Raw genomic sequence first — 17,417 nt, 5'->3', positions numbered from 1 at the left:
TTTGGTGATCAAGATTCCGGCACGTATGATGCATCCCAAACTCCCGCAGATTAGAAGCCTATGTCCCTGATAGTTCTACTGCTTCTGCCCTTTGTCGGCAGCTGTCTCGCGGCCTTGCTGCCGCACAACGCACGTAACACAGAGTCCCTGCTGGCCGGCCTTGTCGCCCTGGTGGGGACGGTCCAAGTCGCCCTGCTCTACCCCCAAATCGCCCACGGTGGCGTGATTCGCGAAGAATTCATGTGGTTGCCCAGCCTCGGGCTGAACTTCGTGCTGCGCATGGACGGTTTTGCCTGGTTGTTCTCGATGCTGGTGCTGGGCATCGGGACCCTGGTGTCGCTCTACGCCCGTTATTACATGTCGCCGGAAGACCCGGTGCCGCGCTTCTTCGCGTTTTTCCTGGCGTTCATGGGCGCCATGCTTGGCCTGGTGATCTCCGGCAACCTGATCCAGATCGTGTTTTTCTGGGAACTCACCAGCCTGTTCTCCTTCCTGTTGATCGGCTATTGGCACCATCGCGCCGATGCCCGGCGTGGCGCCTATATGGCGCTGATGGTCACCGGCGCAGGCGGTTTGTGCCTGCTGGCGGGGGTGATGCTGCTCGGGCATATCGTCGGCAGCTATGACCTGGACCAGGTCCTGGCTGCCGGTGACCAGATCCGTGCCCATTCGTTGTACCCGATCATGCTCGCCCTGGTGCTGATCGGCGCCCTGAGCAAAAGCGCGCAATTCCCCTTCCACTTCTGGCTGCCCCACGCCATGGCTGCACCGACGCCGGTGTCGGCCTACCTGCACTCGGCGACGATGGTGAAGGCCGGCGTGTTCCTGCTGGCCCGCCTGTGGCCGTCGCTGTCCGGCAGCGAAGAATGGTTCTGGATTGTCGGCGGTGCCGGCGCCATTACCCTGCTGCTCGGCGCTTATTGCGCCATGTTCCAGAACGATCTCAAGGGCCTGCTGGCCTACTCCACCATCAGCCACCTCGGGCTGATCACCTTGCTGCTGGGGCTCAACAGCCCGCTGGCCGCCGTCGCCGCGGTGTTCCATATCCTCAACCACGCCACCTTCAAGGCGTCGCTGTTCATGGCCGCGGGAATCATCGACCACGAGAGCGGCACCCGCGACATCCGCAAGCTCAGCGGCCTGGTGAGGCTGATTCCGTTTACCGCCACCCTGGCGATGGTCGCCAGTGCGTCCATGGCCGGGGTGCCGCTGCTTAACGGTTTCCTGTCCAAGGAAATGTTCTTCGCCGAGACCGTCTTTATTTCCTCCACCGCCTGGGTGGAAATCGCCCTGCCGGTGATCGCGACCATCGCCGGTACCTTCAGCGTGGCCTATGCCCTGCGCTTTACCGTGGATGTGTTCTTCGGCCCCACCGCGACCAACCTGCCCCACACCCCGCACGAACCGCCACGCTGGATGCGTGCACCGGTGGAACTGCTGGTGTTTACCTGCCTGCTGGTGGGGATTTTCCCCGCGCAAGTGGTCGGCTCGATCCTCGCCGCCGCCGCCCTGCCGGTAGTCGGCGGGGTACTGCCGCAGTACAGCCTGGCCATCTGGCACGGCTGGAACGCGCCGATGATCATGAGCCTGGTGGCCATGTCCGGCGGCGTGGTGCTGTACCTGCTGCTGCGCAAGCAACTCAAGCTGGGCCGCTTCAAATACCCGCCGATCATCAGCTACTTCAACGGCAAGCGCGGCTTCGAGCGCTGCCTGGTGGTGATGATGCGCGGGGTGCGCAAGATCGAAAAACGCATCAGCACCAAGCGTCTGCAAACCCAGCTGTTCCTGCTGGTGCTGGCGGCGGTGATCGCCGGGTTGATCCCGATGCTGCACAGCGGCCTCAGTTGGGGCGACCGGCCGAAGATCCCGGGCTCCATCGTGTTCGTCACCCTGTGGTTGCTGGCAATCGCCTGCGCCCTGGGCGCCGCCTGGCAAGCCAAGTACCACCGGCTGGCAGCCCTGACCATGGTCAGCGTATGCGGCCTGATGACCTGCGTGACCTTCGTCTGGTTCTCCGCGCCGGATCTCGCGCTGACCCAACTGGTGGTCGAGGTGGTCACCACCGTGTTGATCCTGCTGGGCCTGCGCTGGCTGCCACGGCGGATCGAAGAGGTTTCGCCATTGCCGAGTTCGTTGCGCAAGGCACGCATCCGCCGCCTGCGGGACTTGCTCCTGTCCACCGTGGTCGGCGGCGGCATGGCGCTGCTCTCCTACGCGATGCTGACCCGCCAGACGCCCAACGATATCTCCTCGTTCTACCTCAGCCGCGCCCTGCCCGAAGGCGGTGGCAGCAATGTGGTGAACGTGATGCTGGTGGACTTCCGGGGCTTCGACACCCTGGGGGAAATCACCGTGCTCGGCGCCGTGGCGCTGACCGTCTACGCCCTGCTGCGCCGCTTCCGCCCTTCGAAAGAAAGCATGGAATTGCCCGCGCAACAGCGCCAGCTGGCGCCTGACGTGGCCACCGACCTGGTCAACCCGCGCCAGGCCAGCGACACTGCCCTGGGCTTCATGATGGTGCCGGCGGTGCTGGTGCGCCTGCTGCTGCCGATTGCCCTGGTGGTTTCGTTCTACCTGTTCATGCGCGGCCACAACCAACCGGGCGGCGGTTTTGTCGCCGGGTTGGTGATGTCGGTGGCGTTCATCCTGCAATACATGGTCGCCGGCACCCAGTGGGTCGAGGCACAGATGAGCCTGCGGCCGATGCGCTGGATGGGCTTTGGCTTGCTGTCGGCAACCCTCACTGGGCTTGGCGCACTGTTCGCCGGCTACCCGTTCCTGACCACCCACACCTGGCACTTCAGCCTGCCGGTGCTGGGCGACATCCACGTCGCCAGCGCGCTGTTCTTCGACGTCGGCGTGTACGCCATGGTGGTCGGCTCGACCCTGCTGATGCTCACCGCCCTGGGCCACCAATCGGTGCGTGCCCATAAACCCAGCAACCAGGCGAAAGCCGTTGCCAGCCAAGGAGGAGCCGCCTGATGGAAGAAGTCATCGCAATTGCCATTGGGGTGCTGGCAGCCTCCGGCGTCTGGCTGATCCTGCGGCCACGGACGTTCCAGGTGGTGATGGGCCTGTGCCTGCTGTCCTACGGGGTCAACCTGTTCATCTTCAGCATGGGCAGCCTGTTTATCGGTAAGGAGCCGATCATCAAGGACGGCGTGCCGCAAGACTTGCTCAACTACACCGACCCGCTGCCCCAGGCCCTGGTGCTGACGGCGATCGTGATCAGCTTCGCCATGACCGCGCTGTTCCTGGTGGTGCTGCTGGCGTCCCGGGGCCTGACCGGCACTGACCATGTGGACGGCCGGGAGCCCAAGGAATGACCTGGATGAATCAACTGATCATCGCGCCGATCCTGCTGCCGTTGCTGACCGCCGCGCTGATGCTGATGCTCGGCGAGAAACACCGCCCGCTCAAGGCGCGGATCAACCTGTTCTCCAGCATGGTGGGCCTCGGCATCGCGGTGCTGTTGCTGTACTGGACCCAGAAAGGTGGCCCCGGCTCCATCGGCGTGTACCTGCCGGGCAACTGGCAAGTGCCGTTCGGCATCGTGCTGGTGGTAGACCAGTTGTCGGCCATGATGCTGGTGCTCACGGGGATCATCGGCGTCAGCGCTCTGCTGTTCGCCATGGCCCGCTGGGACCGTGCCGGCACCAGTTTCCATGCGCTGTTCCAGATCCAGCTGATGGGCCTTTATGGCGCCTTCCTGACGGCGGACCTGTTCAACCTGTTCGTGTTTTTCGAGGTGCTGCTGGCGGCCTCCTACGGCCTGATGCTCCACGGCTCGGGCCGGGCGCGGGTGTCGGCGGGGCTGCACTACATCTCGATCAACCTGCTGGCCTCGACCTTGTTCCTGATTGGTGCGGCATTGATCTATGGCGTCACCGGCACCCTGAACTTTGCCGACCTGGCGCTGAAAATCCCCCTGGTGCCGGAAGCCGATCGCGGCCTGCTGCACGCCGGTGCGGGCATCCTCGCCGTGGCGTTCCTGGCCAAGGCCGGCATGTGGCCGCTGAACTTCTGGCTGGCGCCCGCCTACTCCTCGGCGAGTGCGCCGGTGGCGGCGATGTTTGCGATCATGACCAAGGTCGGTGTGTACACCGTGCTGCGCCTGTGGAACCTGCTGTTCTCGGGCCAGGCCGGTGCCTCGGCGCTGTTCGGCGGCGACTGGCTGATCTACGGCGGCATGGCGACCATCGTCTGCGCGGCGCTGGCGATGATCGCCGCGCAACGCCTGGAACGCATGGCCAGCCTGAGCATTCTGGTGTCCGCCGGGATCCTGCTGTCGGCGGTGGGTTTTGCCCAGCCAAGCCTGACCGCCGGGGCGCTGTTTTATCTGGTCAGCTCCACCCTGGCCTTGAGCGCGCTGTTCCTGCTGGCCGAATTGATCGAGCGTTCGCGCTCGGCCAACGACATGCCCCTGGACGATGAAATCGAAGCCCTGCCCAAGGCCATGGAATCCCTGCATCCGCCGCCCGGCACCAACCTCGACGATGAGCAGAAAGCCGTGGTCGGCCAGGTCATCCCCTGGACCGTGGCCTTCCTTGGCCTGAGCTTTATCGCCTGCGCCCTGCTGATCATCGGCATGCCGCCGCTGTCCGGGTTTATCGGCAAGCTCAGCCTGCTCAGCGCCTTGATCAATCCGATGGGCCTGGGCAACGCCATCGACGAGCCGGTGCGCCCCGCCGCGTGGGGCCTGGTGGCGCTGTTGATCTTCTCGGGCCTGGCCTCGCTGATCGCCTTCGCCCGCCTCGGCATCCAGCGCTTCTGGACCCCGGAAGAACGCCCGTCGCCGTTGCTGCGCCGTTTTGAATGCGTGCCGATCTTCTTCCTGCTGGGCCTGAGCATCGCCCTGACCTTCAAGGCCGAGCCGCTGATGCGCTACACCCAGGCTGCTGCCGAAAGCCTGAATAATCCGGAACATTACGTGATGGCCGTGATGGCGACGCGACCGGTGATGAGCCCTGAGGCCAAGGCCGCCGCATTGGAGGTGCAGCCATGAAGCGCCTGTTTCCTGCCCCGTGGCTGTCGTTGGCGCTGTGGCTGTTGTGGCTGGTGCTGAACCTGTCCGTGAGCCCCGGCAACCTGCTGCTGGGGGCGATCCTCGGTTTTGCAGCGCCGCTGATGATGGCGCCGCTGCGACCGCTGCCGATCCGCATCCGCCGCCCGGGTGTGATCATCCGCCTGTTCTTCCTGGTGGGCCGCGACGTGATCATCTCCAACCTCGCCGTGGCCTGGGGCATCCTGGTCTGCGGCTCGCGTGCGCCACGCTCGCGCTTTATCAAAATCCCCCTGGACCTGCGGGACGCCAACGGCCTGGCCGTGCTGGCGATGATCACCAGCGTGACGCCTGGCACCGTGTGGTCGGAACTGGCCCTGGACCGCAGCATCCTGCTGATCCACGTGTTCGACCTGGATGACGAAGCGCAGTTTATCGAGCACTTCAAACACGCCTACGAACGGCCCCTGATGGAGATCTTCGAATGAGCGCCCTGCTCTCCAATGCGATCCTGTTCAGCCTGTTCCTGTACTCCCTGGCCATGGTGCTGACCCTGGTTCGCCTGTTCAAAGGTCCCTCGGCCCAGGACCGGGTTCTGGCGCTGGATTACCTGTACATCCTGGCCATGCTGATGATGCTGGTGCTGGGCATCCGGTATGCCAGTGACACCTATTTTGAAGCGGCGCTGTTGATCGCGCTGTTTGGTTTTGTGGGGTCGTTTGCCCTGGCGAAATTCCTGCTGCGTGGGGAGGTGATCGAATGATCAATGTCGACGTGTTGCCGCTGTGGGTTGAAGTGATCGTCGCGGTACTGCTGGTGCTGAGCAGCGGGTTTGCGCTGATCGGAGCGATCGGGTTGTTGCGGATGAAGGACTTCTTCCAGCGCATGCACCCGCCGGCACTGGCCTCGACGCTGGGAGCGTGGTGTGTGGCGCTGGCCTCGATCATCTACTTTTCAGTACTCAAGTCCGGGCCGGTGCTGCACGGTTGGTTGATTCCGATTCTGCTGTCGATCACGGTGCCGGTGACCACGCTGTTGCTGGCCAGGACCGCGTTGTTCCGCAAACGCATGGCCGGGGATGATGTGCCGGCTGAAGTCAGCAGCCGCCGGACTGACAGCGGTAGCTGATCCCGCCAGGCGCTTCAGTGGTGAAATTCGTTCTCCAATAGAATCCATAAAATAGAACCTCAATCGCCAATCCCGGTATCGGGATCACTTTATGAGGTTCTCTCCCATGGCATTCGCTCCCCTTGTCCAGGCTCGTCTCGACGCCTGGGTTGCATCAGCCGCTGACTTCGGGCCCTTTCTCACCGGCCAAGCAACCACCCTTACCCTCGATGAACAGCGCAAGGCTTACGAGCAGGTGCTGAGCGCTCATCCGATTCCCGCCGGTGTACGCTTTCATGAGGTCGACATGGGCGGCGTACCGGCCATGGTGGTAGTGCCTGATGCGATGGAGGGTGATCGAGTGTTGCTGTACATCCACGGCGGTGGTTATGTCGGCGGCAGCCCACGGGGTTATCTGGGCCTTGCCGGCCACTTCGCCAAACTGCTGGGGGCAAAGGTCTACTTGCCTGATTACCGCTTGGCGCCCGAGCATCCGTTTCCGCTGCCCATCGATGACACGCTGCAGGCCTATCGTTGGTTGCTCGACCAGGGCAACGATCCCAAATCCATTGTGTTCTCCGGTGACTCGGCCGGCGGCGCGATGGTGGTGTCGGTGATGGTCAAGGCCCGCAACGCCGGCTTGCCGCTGCCCGCCGCGGGCGCCGCCTTGTCGCCGTGGGCCAACCTGGAACACACCGGTGCCTCCATCGACAGCCGTGACGGCCTCGACCCGCAAGCCTCCCGCGCAGGGCTGACGCTGCTGGCGAAAGCGTTTCTCAACGGCGCGCCGCCAAACGACCCCGATGCATCGCCGGTGTTCGCGGACGTCAGGGGCTTGCCGCCGATTCTGGTGCAGATCGGCGAAAACGAAGTGATGCTCAGCGATGCCATGCGCCTGGCCACCCATCTGGGGGAAAACCGGGTGCGGGTGTCGCTGGAAGTTTGGCCCGGGATGTTCCACGTCTGGCACCTGTTTGCGGCGATTTTGCCCGAAGGAATGCAGGCGCTGGAGAATGCGGCGCTGTTCCTTGAGCAGACAATGGCGATTAGAGATTAATTAATCCAAAAAGAGCTTGGCGCGCTTCTTTGGGCCTGATACGGTTTAGTGGATTATTTAATCCACTAAACTCAGGCGCTCTTTCATGACTACTCCTACCCCTCGTTTCAGCAACAAGGTCGCCCTGGTCACCGGCGGTTCCCGCGGGATTGGCGAAGCCATCGTGCGCCGTCTGGCCGCCGAAGGCGCAGCGGTTGCGTTCACCTATTCGGCCTCCTCAGACAAGGCGCTGGCACTGGTAAGCCAGATCGAAAGCACGGGCGGCAAAGCCCTGGCGATTCAGGCCGACAGCGCTGATGTCGTCGCGATTGAGCGGGCGGTGTCCACCACCGTTGAACGGTTTGGCGCGTTGAATATTCTGGTCAACAACGCCGGCATCCTGCAGTTGGGCAGTGTCGACGAGTTCAGCCTGGAAGACTTCGACAGGATGTTTGCGGTCAACGTCCGCGCCACCTTTGCCGCCGCCAAGGCGTGTTCGCCGGTGATGCAGGCCGGTGACCGGATCATCAGCGTCGGCAGCGTGGTTGCCCAGCGTTCGGGCTTCCCGGGTTCCAGTGTCTACAGCATGACGAAGTCGGCGATCGCCGGTATGATCCGCGGCCTGGCGATTGATTTCGCCCCGCGCGGCATCACCGTCAACAACGTGCAACCGGGCCCGACCAGCACCGACATGAACCCGGCGGACGGGCCTCACGCGGGCATGATCAAAAATTTGATCCCCTTGGGCCGCGTAGGCACCGCCGACGAAGTAGCCGGTATGGTGGCTTACCTCGCCTCCGAGGAAGCGGCCTTTGTCACCGGCGCAAGCCTGACCATCGACGGTGGTTACCTGGCCTGACCCATCACTCGCAACCGAGGTACCCCATGGCAAGACCCAGAACATTCGACCGCGACCAGGTGCTGCGCGAAGCCATTCGGGTTTTCTGCGACAAGGGTTTTGCCGCGGCCTCAACCGAAGAGCTGATGCAGGCCATGGGGTTGAGTCGCCAGAGCATGTACAACACCTTTGGCGACAAACGCCAGTTGTACCTGCTGGCGATGGCCGAGTATCAGCGCACCGGTGTCGACGACCTGATCGGGCGCCTGAATCAGGGCCCGACGCCGCTGCAAGCGCTGCATGACACCCTGCAATCCTTCGCCACCCGCGCTCTGCGCGAAGGGACCGCAGGGTGCATGGGCGTCAACGCCATCTGCGAGTTCGGCCAGGCCGATGATGAAATCAATCAACTCACCGCCCACAGCGCCGAGCGCTTGCGCAACGCATTCGAACAGACCCTGGGACAGGCGCAGGAACAGGGTGAAGTGGGAGCAGATACCGACCTGACCGGCGCGTGTGATTTTCTGATGGCCACCCTCAGCGGCATGAAAATCGCCAGCAAGGGCGGCGCAACCACTGAGCAACTGGAAGGCATCGCGGGGTTTGCGTTGCGGGCGCTGAGCGCGAAAGCGTGATCAACCCACTACAGGATCGGCGCGCCAAATCGGCCCAGTCGCGGCATCCAGTGATCCAGGATCTGCGCTGACGCCAGGATATGGTGGGCGTGCCCGATCAACAGCCGACGCGGCACAAACCCGATATAGCGTGAGTCATCGCTGTTGTCGCGGTTGTCACCCAACATGAAATAACTGTCGGCCGGCACCGTCACCGGGCCGAAATCGCGCAGCGCCCGGACTGTCGGCATGAATTGAATCGTGCGCTGGCTGTTGTTCGCACGCTCCGTCACCTTGATCCCCGGAACTGTTTGGCCAGGCGCGATGGGCTCGCGTATATCCTGCCCATTGCTGTAGGTGGCCGGCGTGCCGTTGACCCACAGCACCTCATCGCGCATTTCCAGGGTGTCGCCGGGAATGCCGACGATGCGCTTGATCAAGCGCATGCCGTCCTTGGGTGAGGAGAACGTCACCACATCGCCGCGCCGGGGGTTATCCAGCTTGGCCAGGGAAATATCGGTGAGGGGCAGCTTGAGGTCGTACGCCACGCGATTGACCAGTACTACATCGCCCTCCAGCAAGGTCGGGCGCATGGAGCCGGATGGGATCGGGTTCCAGTCGGCCAGGGACGTACGGAAAACGCCAAAGCACAGCCAGAAAATGATTGCGTAACGGTAGCGGATTAACCAACGGCGCATACATCCTCGCATTACAAAAAAGGGGGCATCGGCACATGCCGGGCAGCCCGTGGTTATTTTTGGCAATGGTCGCTTATTACACCGGAAGATTAAATTAACATTAGCGCTGCCAGCCAATGACAGCCGTTGCTTTCAAGCCCACAGAAAAGGAGTTTCACGCCCCATGGATATCAAATGTTCGGCCTTTATCGAAGGCAATGTCGACGGCTTTATTGCCCGGCCAGACGATTCAGGCGTTTCTTGAGGCGGGCTTGACCAACGGGCGGGTCATCACGAGTATTCCGGTTTTTTTGGGCCAGGGGATTCCCTTGTCAGCCAGGTGGGTAGCGAGCATGAGCTTCGGCATATCGGCACGTATGCGTCGGACAACGGGTTTGTTCAAAGCCGGTACGAGGTCGGTGGCAAGCGCTGATGCTCGCGGGCCATACCCGAAAACTTCCGACAGCTTTTTAGGGTTGTCGCTCAGAAGATGGCTCCCTACTCTTCGGTGGCCGCTGCAAATTCAGCGACCGGGTTTCGCTACGAATTTGGCATTTGAAATCGACGGGGCTCCCCGGAGTGTGGCGTAGGGAATTTGTCGGATGTTGGAGGGGATTCAGTTGTTGGTGGACAGCGCTCTGGATGAATGTGAGGCCCCTGTTCAGAGGTAGGGATTAGATAGGGTACATATCCGTTTTTTTGTCAGGGCCGCTATTGGTTCCGCTCTTACAGCGGCCTACAGGCCGGCTCGAGTGTGGTGAAGCAAAGACAACATCAAGATCAAAATCTACAGCTCCCACATTAAGCGGCTATGAGCTTGATCTTGAACTGGCCTAATCTGTCCTTGAATGTGTCAACTATGTCCCCGCACAGGCGTCCGGCCCATGTTCCGCTGCAAGCTCGGTCCCCATAGCAGCCACTCCCTGAATAACGGATATATAGGCAAAAAAACGCCCCGAACCAGTCGGGGCGTTTTTCATTCAGCAATCACCAATCAAGCCTGATCAGCCAACCGCCACGTCGTCCCGCCCTTCCCGTCTTCCAACACCACACCCATCGCGGTCAGTTGGTCACGGATACGGTCAGACTCCGCCCAGTCCTTGTTGGCCCGGGCAGTCAAACGTGCCTGGATCAGCGCATCAACTTCAGCCGCATCCACACGCCCTTCAGCGCCCGCTTGCAGGAAGTCATCGGCTTCCATCTGCAGCACGCCCAGCACGCTCGCCAGCTCTTTCAAACGTGCCGCAAGCCCCGCCGCCGCGTCGAGATCACTCTCGCGCAGTCGGTTGATCTCACGCACCATTTCAAACAGCACCGCACAGGCTTCCGGTGTGCCGAAGTCGTCGTTCATCACTTCGGTAAACCGTGCAACAAACGCTTCGCCGCCCGCAGGGGCCACGGATGGCAGGCCTTTCAGCGCGTGGTAGAAGCGCTCCAGGGCGCCCTTGGCGTCCTTGAGGTTGTCTTCCGAATAGTTGATCGCGCTGCGGTAGTGGCTCGACACCAACAGGTAGCGCACCACTTCCGGGTGGTACTTTTCCAGCACGTCGCGAATGGTGAAGAAGTTGTTCAAGGACTTGGACATCTTCTCGCCATTGATGCGAATCATGCCGCAGTGCATCCACGCGTTGGCGTAGGTCTTGCCGGTGGCCGCTTCGCTCTGGGCGATTTCGTTTTCGTGGTGCGGGAACTCGAGGTCGCTGCCGCCGCCATGAATGTCGAAGGTCTCGCCCAGGCAGCAGGTGGACATCACCGAGCATTCGATGTGCCAACCCGGACGCCCGGCGCCCCACGGCGACTCCCAGCTCGGCTCGCCGGGCTTGGTGCCTTTCCACAGCACGAAGTCCAGCGGGTCTTGCTTGGCTTCGTCGACTTCGATACGTGCGCCGATGCGCAGGTCTTCGATTTTCTTGCGCGACAGCTTGCCGTAACCCATGAACTTGGCGACGCGGTAGTACACGTCACCATTGCCCGGCGCGTAGGCGTAACCCTTGTCGATCAGGGTCTGGATCATCGCGTGCATGCCCGGGATATGGTCCGTGGCGCGCGGCTCCATGTCCGGCTTGAGGATGTTGAGGCGGGCCTCGTCCTCGTGCATCGCAGCAATCATGCGCTCGGTCAGCGCGTCGAACGACTCGCCGTTTTCGTTGGCGCGATTGATGATCTTGTCGTCGATGTCGGTGATGTTGCGCACATAGGTCAGGTCATAACCGCTGAAACGCAACCAGCGGGTCACCAGGTCGAAGGCAACCATGCTGCGGCCGTGGCCGATGTGGCAGTAGTCGTACACGGTCATGCCGCACACGTACATGCGCACCTTGTTGCCATCCAGCGGCTTGAAGACTTCTTTGGTCTTGCTGAGTGTGTTGTAGATCGTTAGCACGACGAATCCTTAAGACTGATCACTGGCCCCACGAATCACGCAAGGTCACGGTACGGTTGAATACCGGAGCACCTGGTTTCGAGTCCTTGATATCCGCGCAGAAGTAACCTTCGCGCTCGAACTGGAAACGGTCTTCCGGCTGTGCGTCGCCAAGCGATGGCTCGGCACGACAACCAGTGAGAACTTGCAGCGAGTCAGGGTTGATGTTGTCCAGGAAACTGGCGCTGTCTTCGGCCTTCTCTGGGTTAGGCGAGCGGAACAGACGATCGTACAGGCGCACTTCGCACTCGATGCTGGCCGCAGCCGGCACCCAGTGAACCACACCTTTGACCTTGCGGCCTTCAGGGTTCTTGCCCAGGGTTTCCGGGTCGTAGGAGCAACGCAGTTCGACGATGTTGCCATCGGCGTCCTTGATGGCTTCGTCGGCACGGATCACGTAGCTGCCGCGCAGGCGCACTTCGCCGTTCGGCTCCAGGCGCTTGTAGCCTTTTGGCGGCTCTTCCATGAAGTCATCGCGGTCGATGTAGATTTCACGGGCGAACGGCAGCTTGCGCACGCCGAGTTCTTCTTTCTGCGGGTGACGCGGCAGTTCGAGGTTCTCGACCTGGTCTTCCGGATAATTGGTGATCACGACTTTCAACGGACGCAGCACGCACATGGCGCGCGGCGCGTTCGCGTCGAGGTCCTGGCGGATGCTGAATTCGAGCATGCCGTAGTCGACCACGCCGTCGGAGCGGTTGGTGCCGACCATGTCGCAGAAACTGCGGATCGACGCCGGGGTGTAGCCGCGACGGCGGAAGCCCGACAGGGTCGACATGCGCGGGTCATCCCAGCCGTGTACGTGCTTTTCATCCACCAGTTGCTTGAGCTTGCGCTTGCTGGTGATGGTGTAGTTGAGGTTCAGGCGGCTGAACTCGTACTGACGCGGGTGCGCCGGTACCGGCAGGCTGTCGAGGAACCATTCGTACAGCGGACGGTGGCTTTCGAACTCCAGGGTGCAGATGGAGTGGGTGATGCCTTCGATGGCGTCCGACTGGCCGTGAGTGAAGTCGTAGTTCGGGTAGATGCACCACTTGTCACCGGTCTGGTGGTGATGGGCGTGGCGGATGCGGTACATGATCGGGTCGCGCAGGTTCATGTTCGGCGAGGCCATGTCGATCTTGGCACGCAGTACACGGGCGCCGTCCGGGAACTCACCGGCGCGCATGCGGTTGAACCAGTCGAGGTTCTCTTCCACCGAGCGGTCGCGGAACGGGCTGTTCTTGCCCGGCTCGGTCAGCGTGCCACGGTATTCCTTGGCCTGCTCAGGAGTCAGGTCGTCGACGTAGGCCTTGCCGGCCTTGATCAGCTCGACAGCCCAGTCGAACAACTGGTCGAAATACTTGGAGGCATAGCGCACTTCACCGGACCATTCGAAGCCCAGCCACTTGATGTCGCTTTCGATGGCGTCGATGTATTCCTGGTCTTCCTTGGCCGGGTTGGTGTCGTCGAAACGCAGGTGCGTGACGCCACCGAACTCCTGGGCCAGGCCGAAGTTCACACAGATCGACTTGGCGTGGCCGATGTGCAGGTAACCGTTGGGCTCAGGCGGGAAACGGGTGACGATCTGCGTGTGCTTGCCCGAATCCAGGTCCGCCTGGATGATCGGGCGCAGGAAATTGACCGGGACGGCAGGTCCGGCCTTGGAATTCGAGGTAGGGTCGACAGTGGGCTTGCTCATAGGATCCTTGAACAGACGGAAGTACTGGGCCAGGTTAGGCCGATAAAACAAAGCGCTTATCATAGCTGATGCTGTCAAGGCGCTGACAGCGTTCAGGTGCATTTAACGCACCGCTGGTAAAAAACCACCTCGAAATTCCCGCAGGTCACGCTAAACTGCGCGCCTTGGCTGTCGTTTTGCCAAGCAGGTAAGGCGCCAAAACGCCCAAACCCACGAATTCCTTGAAAGAGTAGTGAACATGACTCAAGTCAAACTGACCACCAACCACGGTGACATCCTCATCGAGCTGAACGCCGAGAAAGCGCCGATCACCGTCGCCAACTTCATCGAGTACGTTAAAGCCGGCCACTACGAAAACACTGTTTTCCACCGTGTCATCGGCAACTTCATGGTCCAGGGCGGCGGTTTCGAGCCTGGCATGAAAGAAAAGAAAGACAAGCGTCCAAGCATCCAGAACGAAGCGGACAACGGCCTTTCCAACGACAAGTACACCGTCGCCATGGCCCGTACCATGGAGCCGCATTCGGCCTCCGCGCAGTTCTTCATCAACGTGGCCGACAACGCCTTCCTGAACCACAGCGGCAAGAACGTGCAGGGCTGGGGCTACGCGGTATTCGGTAAAGTCACCGAAGGCCACGACGTTGTCGACAAGATCAAGGGTGTGCAAACCACCGGCAAGGCAGGTCACCAGGACGTACCGGTAGAAGACGTAATCGTCGAGAAAGCCGAGATCGTTGAGTGATATTGCTGATTTCAGATTTGCATCTGGAAGATGAGCGCCCGGACATAACCCGGGCGTTTCTGGATTTACTGAACGGTCGCGCCCGTTCCGCCCAGGCGTTGTACATTCTGGGGGACTTCTTTGAAGCCTGGATTGGCGACGATGGGATGACGCCCTTCCAGCGTTCGATTTGCCTGGCTCTGCGCGAGCTGAGCGACAGCGGCACCCAGATTTTCATCATGCATGGCAACCGGGATTTCCTGATCGGCAAGGCGTTCTGCAAAGCGGCAGGCGCCACCTTGCTCAAGGACCCGAGTGTGGTGCAGCTCTACGGTGAGCCCGTGCTGTTGATGCACGGCGACAGCCTGTGTACCCGCGACGTTGGCTATATGAAGCTGCGGCGCATCCTGCGCAACCCCATCACCCTGTTCATCCTGCGGCACCTGCCCTTGCGCACGCGGCACAAGCTGGCGCGCAAGCTGCGCAGTGAAAGCCGGGCACAGACGCGGATGAAGACCAACGACATTGTCGATGTGACGCCCGAGGAAGTGCCGAGGGTGATGCAGCAGTTTGGCGTGCGGACCTTGGTGCATGGGCATACCCACCGCCCGGCGATCCACAAGTTGCAGATTGGCGAGCAGGCGGCCAAGCGCATTGTGTTGGGGGATTGGGACAAGCAAGGGTGGGCGTTGCAGGTGGATGAGCAGGGGTTTGCGTTGGCGGCCTTTGATTTCGTCAATCCACAGTTGGCACTGCCCGGCGCCTGAACGGAAACGGTGCAACCTCATTCACCCCTCCCAATCTCTGCATAGGCTGGCCCCTCTGCGAGGAAGATCTGCGGCGGCAGGGTGAAGCCCCGCAGCGTGAGCAACGCCATCGGCCCTGCCCCCAGTTCGGTGCGCAGGTTCCAGGTCAGGTTCAGGCCGTCAGGTGCTTTCAGGACCATGCGGTAACGGCTGTCACCGTCGTCCAGGGTGGTGATTCGGGCTTTCTCCAACAGGCGGATCAAGCCCCAGGTGCCCTGATAGTCACCAAACAGGCGCTCGCCGGTGTGGATGCTGGTCCAGCTCAGGCTGGCCCCTGGGTAGTCGCTGCGACCGGGCCAATTGAAACGCTGCCAGCTTTCTTGCTGGTTGAAGTAGTGGTGCCGTTCGCCGTTGAGGATGAAGGTGGTTTGCACGATGTCCCGGGCGGCCTTGCCCTGGAGTTCGAAGCTCAACCCCATGCCGCCGTCGGTGTAGATCACGTCGGCCAGGTGGCTGAGCTGATTGATCGCCGCCAGGAACTGCGGATTGATGCGTAACCCCTGACTATGGCGCGGGTCGGCGACCCAGCGGCTGCCTTCCTTGCGCAGCACACCGCTCAGTTGGCTGCGCAAAAACTGCTCGATGCGTCCGGAGTCGGCGCGGATCATCTGCCCCAGCATGGGCAGCGAGGAGTCGCTGGTGGTTTGCACAAACGGGTAGCGCCCGGCGAAGGCACTCTGCCAATCACGCACGATCGCACGCTGCCACTGGCTGTTAAGCCCCGCGGCCGAGGGTTGCAATACTCGCTGCCAGGCTTCGTCCAGCGGCTGCACAAACAGGGTGTGACCGATCCCATTCCATTCGGCTCCCAGGCTCGCCGCGACCAGGCTGCCGTAGGACTGGGTTTGCGTCAGGTCCACGCTTTTACCCTGAAACACGGTTTGCGCCAGCGCCTGGGTCATTTCCTGCGGATCGGGAGCGTTGCTCACTTGCTGCAATTTCAGGCGCAGCCGGGTGACGCGGGTCAGGAACGCTTGCAGGCTCAACCGATCATTGTCGGCCTGGCCCTGCGGGTCTTTGCCGAGCAGGGTCAATAATGGACCGAAGGTGGCGTCCAGCGGACCACGCGGTGCTTGTGCCTGTTGGTCAATCATTGGCACTTTGTCTTGCGTGATCAGCTTTTGTGCGGAGCGCACCAGCGAGTCGGCCAAGGCCTGGCTGCGCGTGCCAGCCTGCCCTTGATAGGCCAGGGTATTCATCAACGCGATCAAGGGCGATTGGCGCACGTCGGTCATCAGCGTCAGCTGGTCGATCACATCACTCAGACTGCTGGCCTGGTTCCAGCGCAGGCTGTTGAGAAAGTCCAGCCAGGCACTGGCGTAATCCTGAAAGTAACGCTCGACGAGGCGTTCCCTGAGCACATCCGGGGTCAGCTCGGTGGCGATTTCGGTCTGGTTGTCGCTGAGCACCCAGTCGATTTCTTCACGGCGGGCTTCGGCGATAGTGTCGATGGCCTGACGTACCTGCCCTTCCCAGGCCTGACGGGTGAACACGCCCGGCACACTGGCCACGGTATGGAACAGCGCCGTGGCATCGGTTTCGCCGGTCATGGTTTGCAGGTGCAGCTCAGGGTATTGATTGGCTGCTGCATCGAGGACCTGCTGGTACAGGTGGGTTTCGGCGTTGCGCTGGCCCAGTTGGCTGAGCAGGACCCGTCGGGCCTGAGCCACCAGCTTCGGGTCGGCCTGGATCGCCCAGGCCGGATGCGCCGACAGATGTTCGCCATAGAACCGCCACAGATTAGGCGCCAGGCCCTGCCACAGGCCCGACGACACACCCTCGCGCAGCGGCTCGGCGTTGCCCAGGGCCTGGGCCAGGAAGGTGGCGTCGGCTTTTGCCGGGCGCGCCATCATCAGGTACGCCTTCAATTGCTCGTAGGCCTCCTGGGCACGTTCAGCCCGTTGTTCGCTGCCTGGGGGCAGGCTGATCAACGCGCTGAGCTGGCGGTGCAAATGGTCGGCCGCCGGGTCACGGATCAAGCGGTTGTTGGCTTCGACGTAACGCGGCCACAACACCGCGAGCAGGTCTTGATTCCGGTTCAGACCAAAGCGCTGATACCAAGGCGTGCCGTGTTTGGCGCGGTAGTCGAGGCGCCCCAGTTCGCGCACCAGATCGTTCAGCGCGCTGAGTTGTTCGTCGGGGCTTCCCGACTGCTGCAATGCCGCCAATGACGTGTGTACCTGGGCGATGAGTACGCGGTTGCTGACGAAGGACAGCAGCAACCCGGCGCCCCATACCAGCGCCAAACCCAACACCAACGCATACCCGACACGCGGCGCGCTCCAGCCCAGGCGACGGCTGCTGGCGTTATCGTTGATTACCCCATTCCACACCGGGGCAACCGACCAGTCATGTTCTCTATCATGGGGTGAGCGCTGTACCGGCAGGCTGAACCACAGGCCACGCAGGGGCACATCATGGGCAAACGTATCGCCGAAAGGCGCCAGCGCGTGACGCCAGCGGGCGATGCCCTCGCCCTGTAAATCCCGAGACAGGCGCAGCAGGAAGTCATG

At 61.9% G+C, this 17,417-nt stretch carries 15 protein-coding genes and 2 pseudogenes; 13 read left to right on the top strand and 4 right to left on the bottom strand.

The window, feature by feature from the left end; all coding sequences use genetic code 11:
• Positions 1–60: 60 nt before the first annotated feature.
• The 9 genes from HX875_RS28975 (at position 61) to HX875_RS28935 (ending at position 8,618) form a co-directional block, all read left to right on the top strand.
• A complete protein-coding gene (locus HX875_RS28975; RefSeq protein ID WP_177048022.1) occupies positions 61–2,982 on the top strand; it encodes a monovalent cation/H+ antiporter subunit A in 2,922 nt (973 codons plus the stop codon).
• The gene (locus tag HX875_RS28970; protein ID WP_003192163.1) at positions 2,982–3,326 is read left to right on the top strand and encodes a Na+/H+ antiporter subunit C; all 345 of its coding nucleotides are present in this window, start codon (positions 2,982–2,984) and stop codon (positions 3,324–3,326) included. Before HX875_RS28975 ends, HX875_RS28970 begins: the two co-directional genes overlap by 1 nt.
• Positions 3,323–5,005, top strand: coding sequence for a monovalent cation/H+ antiporter subunit D (locus HX875_RS28965; protein ID WP_177048020.1), 1,683 nt, complete (start codon positions 3,323–3,325; stop codon positions 5,003–5,005). The genes HX875_RS28970 and HX875_RS28965 overlap by 4 nt, the downstream gene beginning before the upstream one ends.
• Positions 5,002–5,490, top strand: a complete 489-nt coding sequence (locus HX875_RS28960; protein ID WP_177048019.1) for a Na+/H+ antiporter subunit E — start codon at positions 5,002–5,004, stop codon at positions 5,488–5,490. Before HX875_RS28965 ends, HX875_RS28960 begins: the two co-directional genes overlap by 4 nt.
• Positions 5,487–5,765: a K+/H+ antiporter subunit F gene (locus HX875_RS28955; protein WP_177048018.1), complete on the top strand. Its 279-nt coding sequence runs from the start codon at positions 5,487–5,489 to the stop codon at positions 5,763–5,765. Before HX875_RS28960 ends, HX875_RS28955 begins: the two co-directional genes overlap by 4 nt.
• Positions 5,762–6,130: a Na+/H+ antiporter subunit G gene (locus HX875_RS28950; protein WP_177048017.1), complete on the top strand. Its 369-nt coding sequence runs from the start codon at positions 5,762–5,764 to the stop codon at positions 6,128–6,130. Before HX875_RS28955 ends, HX875_RS28950 begins: the two co-directional genes overlap by 4 nt.
• Before the next feature lie 106 nt (positions 6,131–6,236).
• Positions 6,237–7,166 carry an alpha/beta hydrolase gene (locus HX875_RS28945; protein ID WP_177048016.1) on the top strand — a complete coding sequence of 310 codons (930 nt, stop codon included), beginning with the start codon at positions 6,237–6,239 and terminating at the stop codon, positions 7,164–7,166.
• A gap of 85 nt (positions 7,167–7,251) precedes the next feature.
• Positions 7,252–8,004: a 3-oxoacyl-ACP reductase family protein gene (locus tag HX875_RS28940; RefSeq protein WP_177048015.1), complete on the top strand. Its 753-nt coding sequence runs from the start codon at positions 7,252–7,254 to the stop codon at positions 8,002–8,004.
• A gap of 26 nt (positions 8,005–8,030) precedes the next feature.
• Complete coding sequence (locus tag HX875_RS28935) at positions 8,031–8,618, top strand: TetR/AcrR family transcriptional regulator (RefSeq protein WP_177048013.1); 588 nt, start codon at positions 8,031–8,033, stop codon at positions 8,616–8,618.
• Between the two features lie 8 nt (positions 8,619–8,626).
• On the opposite strand, the gene lepB is transcribed toward HX875_RS28935, so the two are convergent.
• Complete coding sequence (gene lepB, locus HX875_RS28930) at positions 8,627–9,295, bottom strand: signal peptidase I (protein ID WP_177048012.1); 669 nt, start codon at positions 9,293–9,295, stop codon at positions 8,627–8,629.
• Positions 9,296–9,513: 218 nt separating this feature from the next.
• On the opposite strand from lepB, the pseudogene HX875_RS33295 reads away from it, so the two are divergent.
• Together HX875_RS33295 and HX875_RS33290 are read left to right on the top strand one after the other, a co-directional pair.
• Positions 9,514–9,707, top strand: a pseudogene (locus tag HX875_RS33295) (dihydrofolate reductase family protein); the annotation flags it as partial.
• Positions 9,708–9,813: 106 nt separating this feature from the next.
• Positions 9,814–9,945 (top strand): annotated as a pseudogene (locus HX875_RS33290) (DUF6124 family protein); the annotation flags it as partial.
• A gap of 323 nt (positions 9,946–10,268) precedes the next feature.
• On the opposite strand, the gene cysS reads toward HX875_RS33290, so the two are convergent.
• Together cysS and HX875_RS28920 are read right to left on the bottom strand one after the other, a co-directional pair.
• Entirely contained in the window at positions 10,269–11,657 is a 1,389-nt protein-coding gene (cysS, locus tag HX875_RS28925) for a cysteine--tRNA ligase (protein ID WP_008432427.1), read from the bottom strand.
• Positions 11,658–11,676: 19 nt separating this feature from the next.
• A complete protein-coding gene (locus tag HX875_RS28920) occupies positions 11,677–13,377 on the bottom strand; it encodes a glutamine--tRNA ligase/YqeY domain fusion protein (protein ID WP_177048011.1) in 1,701 nt (566 codons plus the stop codon).
• A 238-nt stretch (positions 13,378–13,615) separates the two neighbouring features.
• On the opposite strand from HX875_RS28920, the gene HX875_RS28915 reads away from it, so the two are divergent.
• Positions 13,616–14,119 (top strand): peptidylprolyl isomerase, encoded by a 504-nt coding sequence (locus HX875_RS28915; protein ID WP_177048010.1) that lies wholly within the window; start codon positions 13,616–13,618, stop codon positions 14,117–14,119.
• Positions 14,116–14,865, top strand: a complete 750-nt coding sequence (gene lpxH / locus HX875_RS28910) for a UDP-2,3-diacylglucosamine diphosphatase (protein ID WP_177048009.1) — start codon at positions 14,116–14,118, stop codon at positions 14,863–14,865. The genes HX875_RS28915 and lpxH overlap by 4 nt, the downstream gene beginning before the upstream one ends.
• 17 nt (positions 14,866–14,882) lie before the next feature.
• On the opposite strand, the gene HX875_RS28905 is transcribed toward lpxH, so the two are convergent.
• Positions 14,883–17,417: ImcF-related family protein (locus HX875_RS28905; RefSeq protein WP_177048008.1), on the bottom strand; the 2,535-nt coding region annotated here is incomplete at its 5' end.

The sequence above is a fragment of the Pseudomonas yamanorum genome (assembly GCF_013386765.1).
In the GTDB taxonomy this organism is placed as follows: domain Bacteria; phylum Pseudomonadota; class Gammaproteobacteria; order Pseudomonadales; family Pseudomonadaceae; genus Aquipseudomonas; species Aquipseudomonas yamanorum_A.
This window is presented reverse-complemented; position numbering and strand designations above follow the sequence as displayed.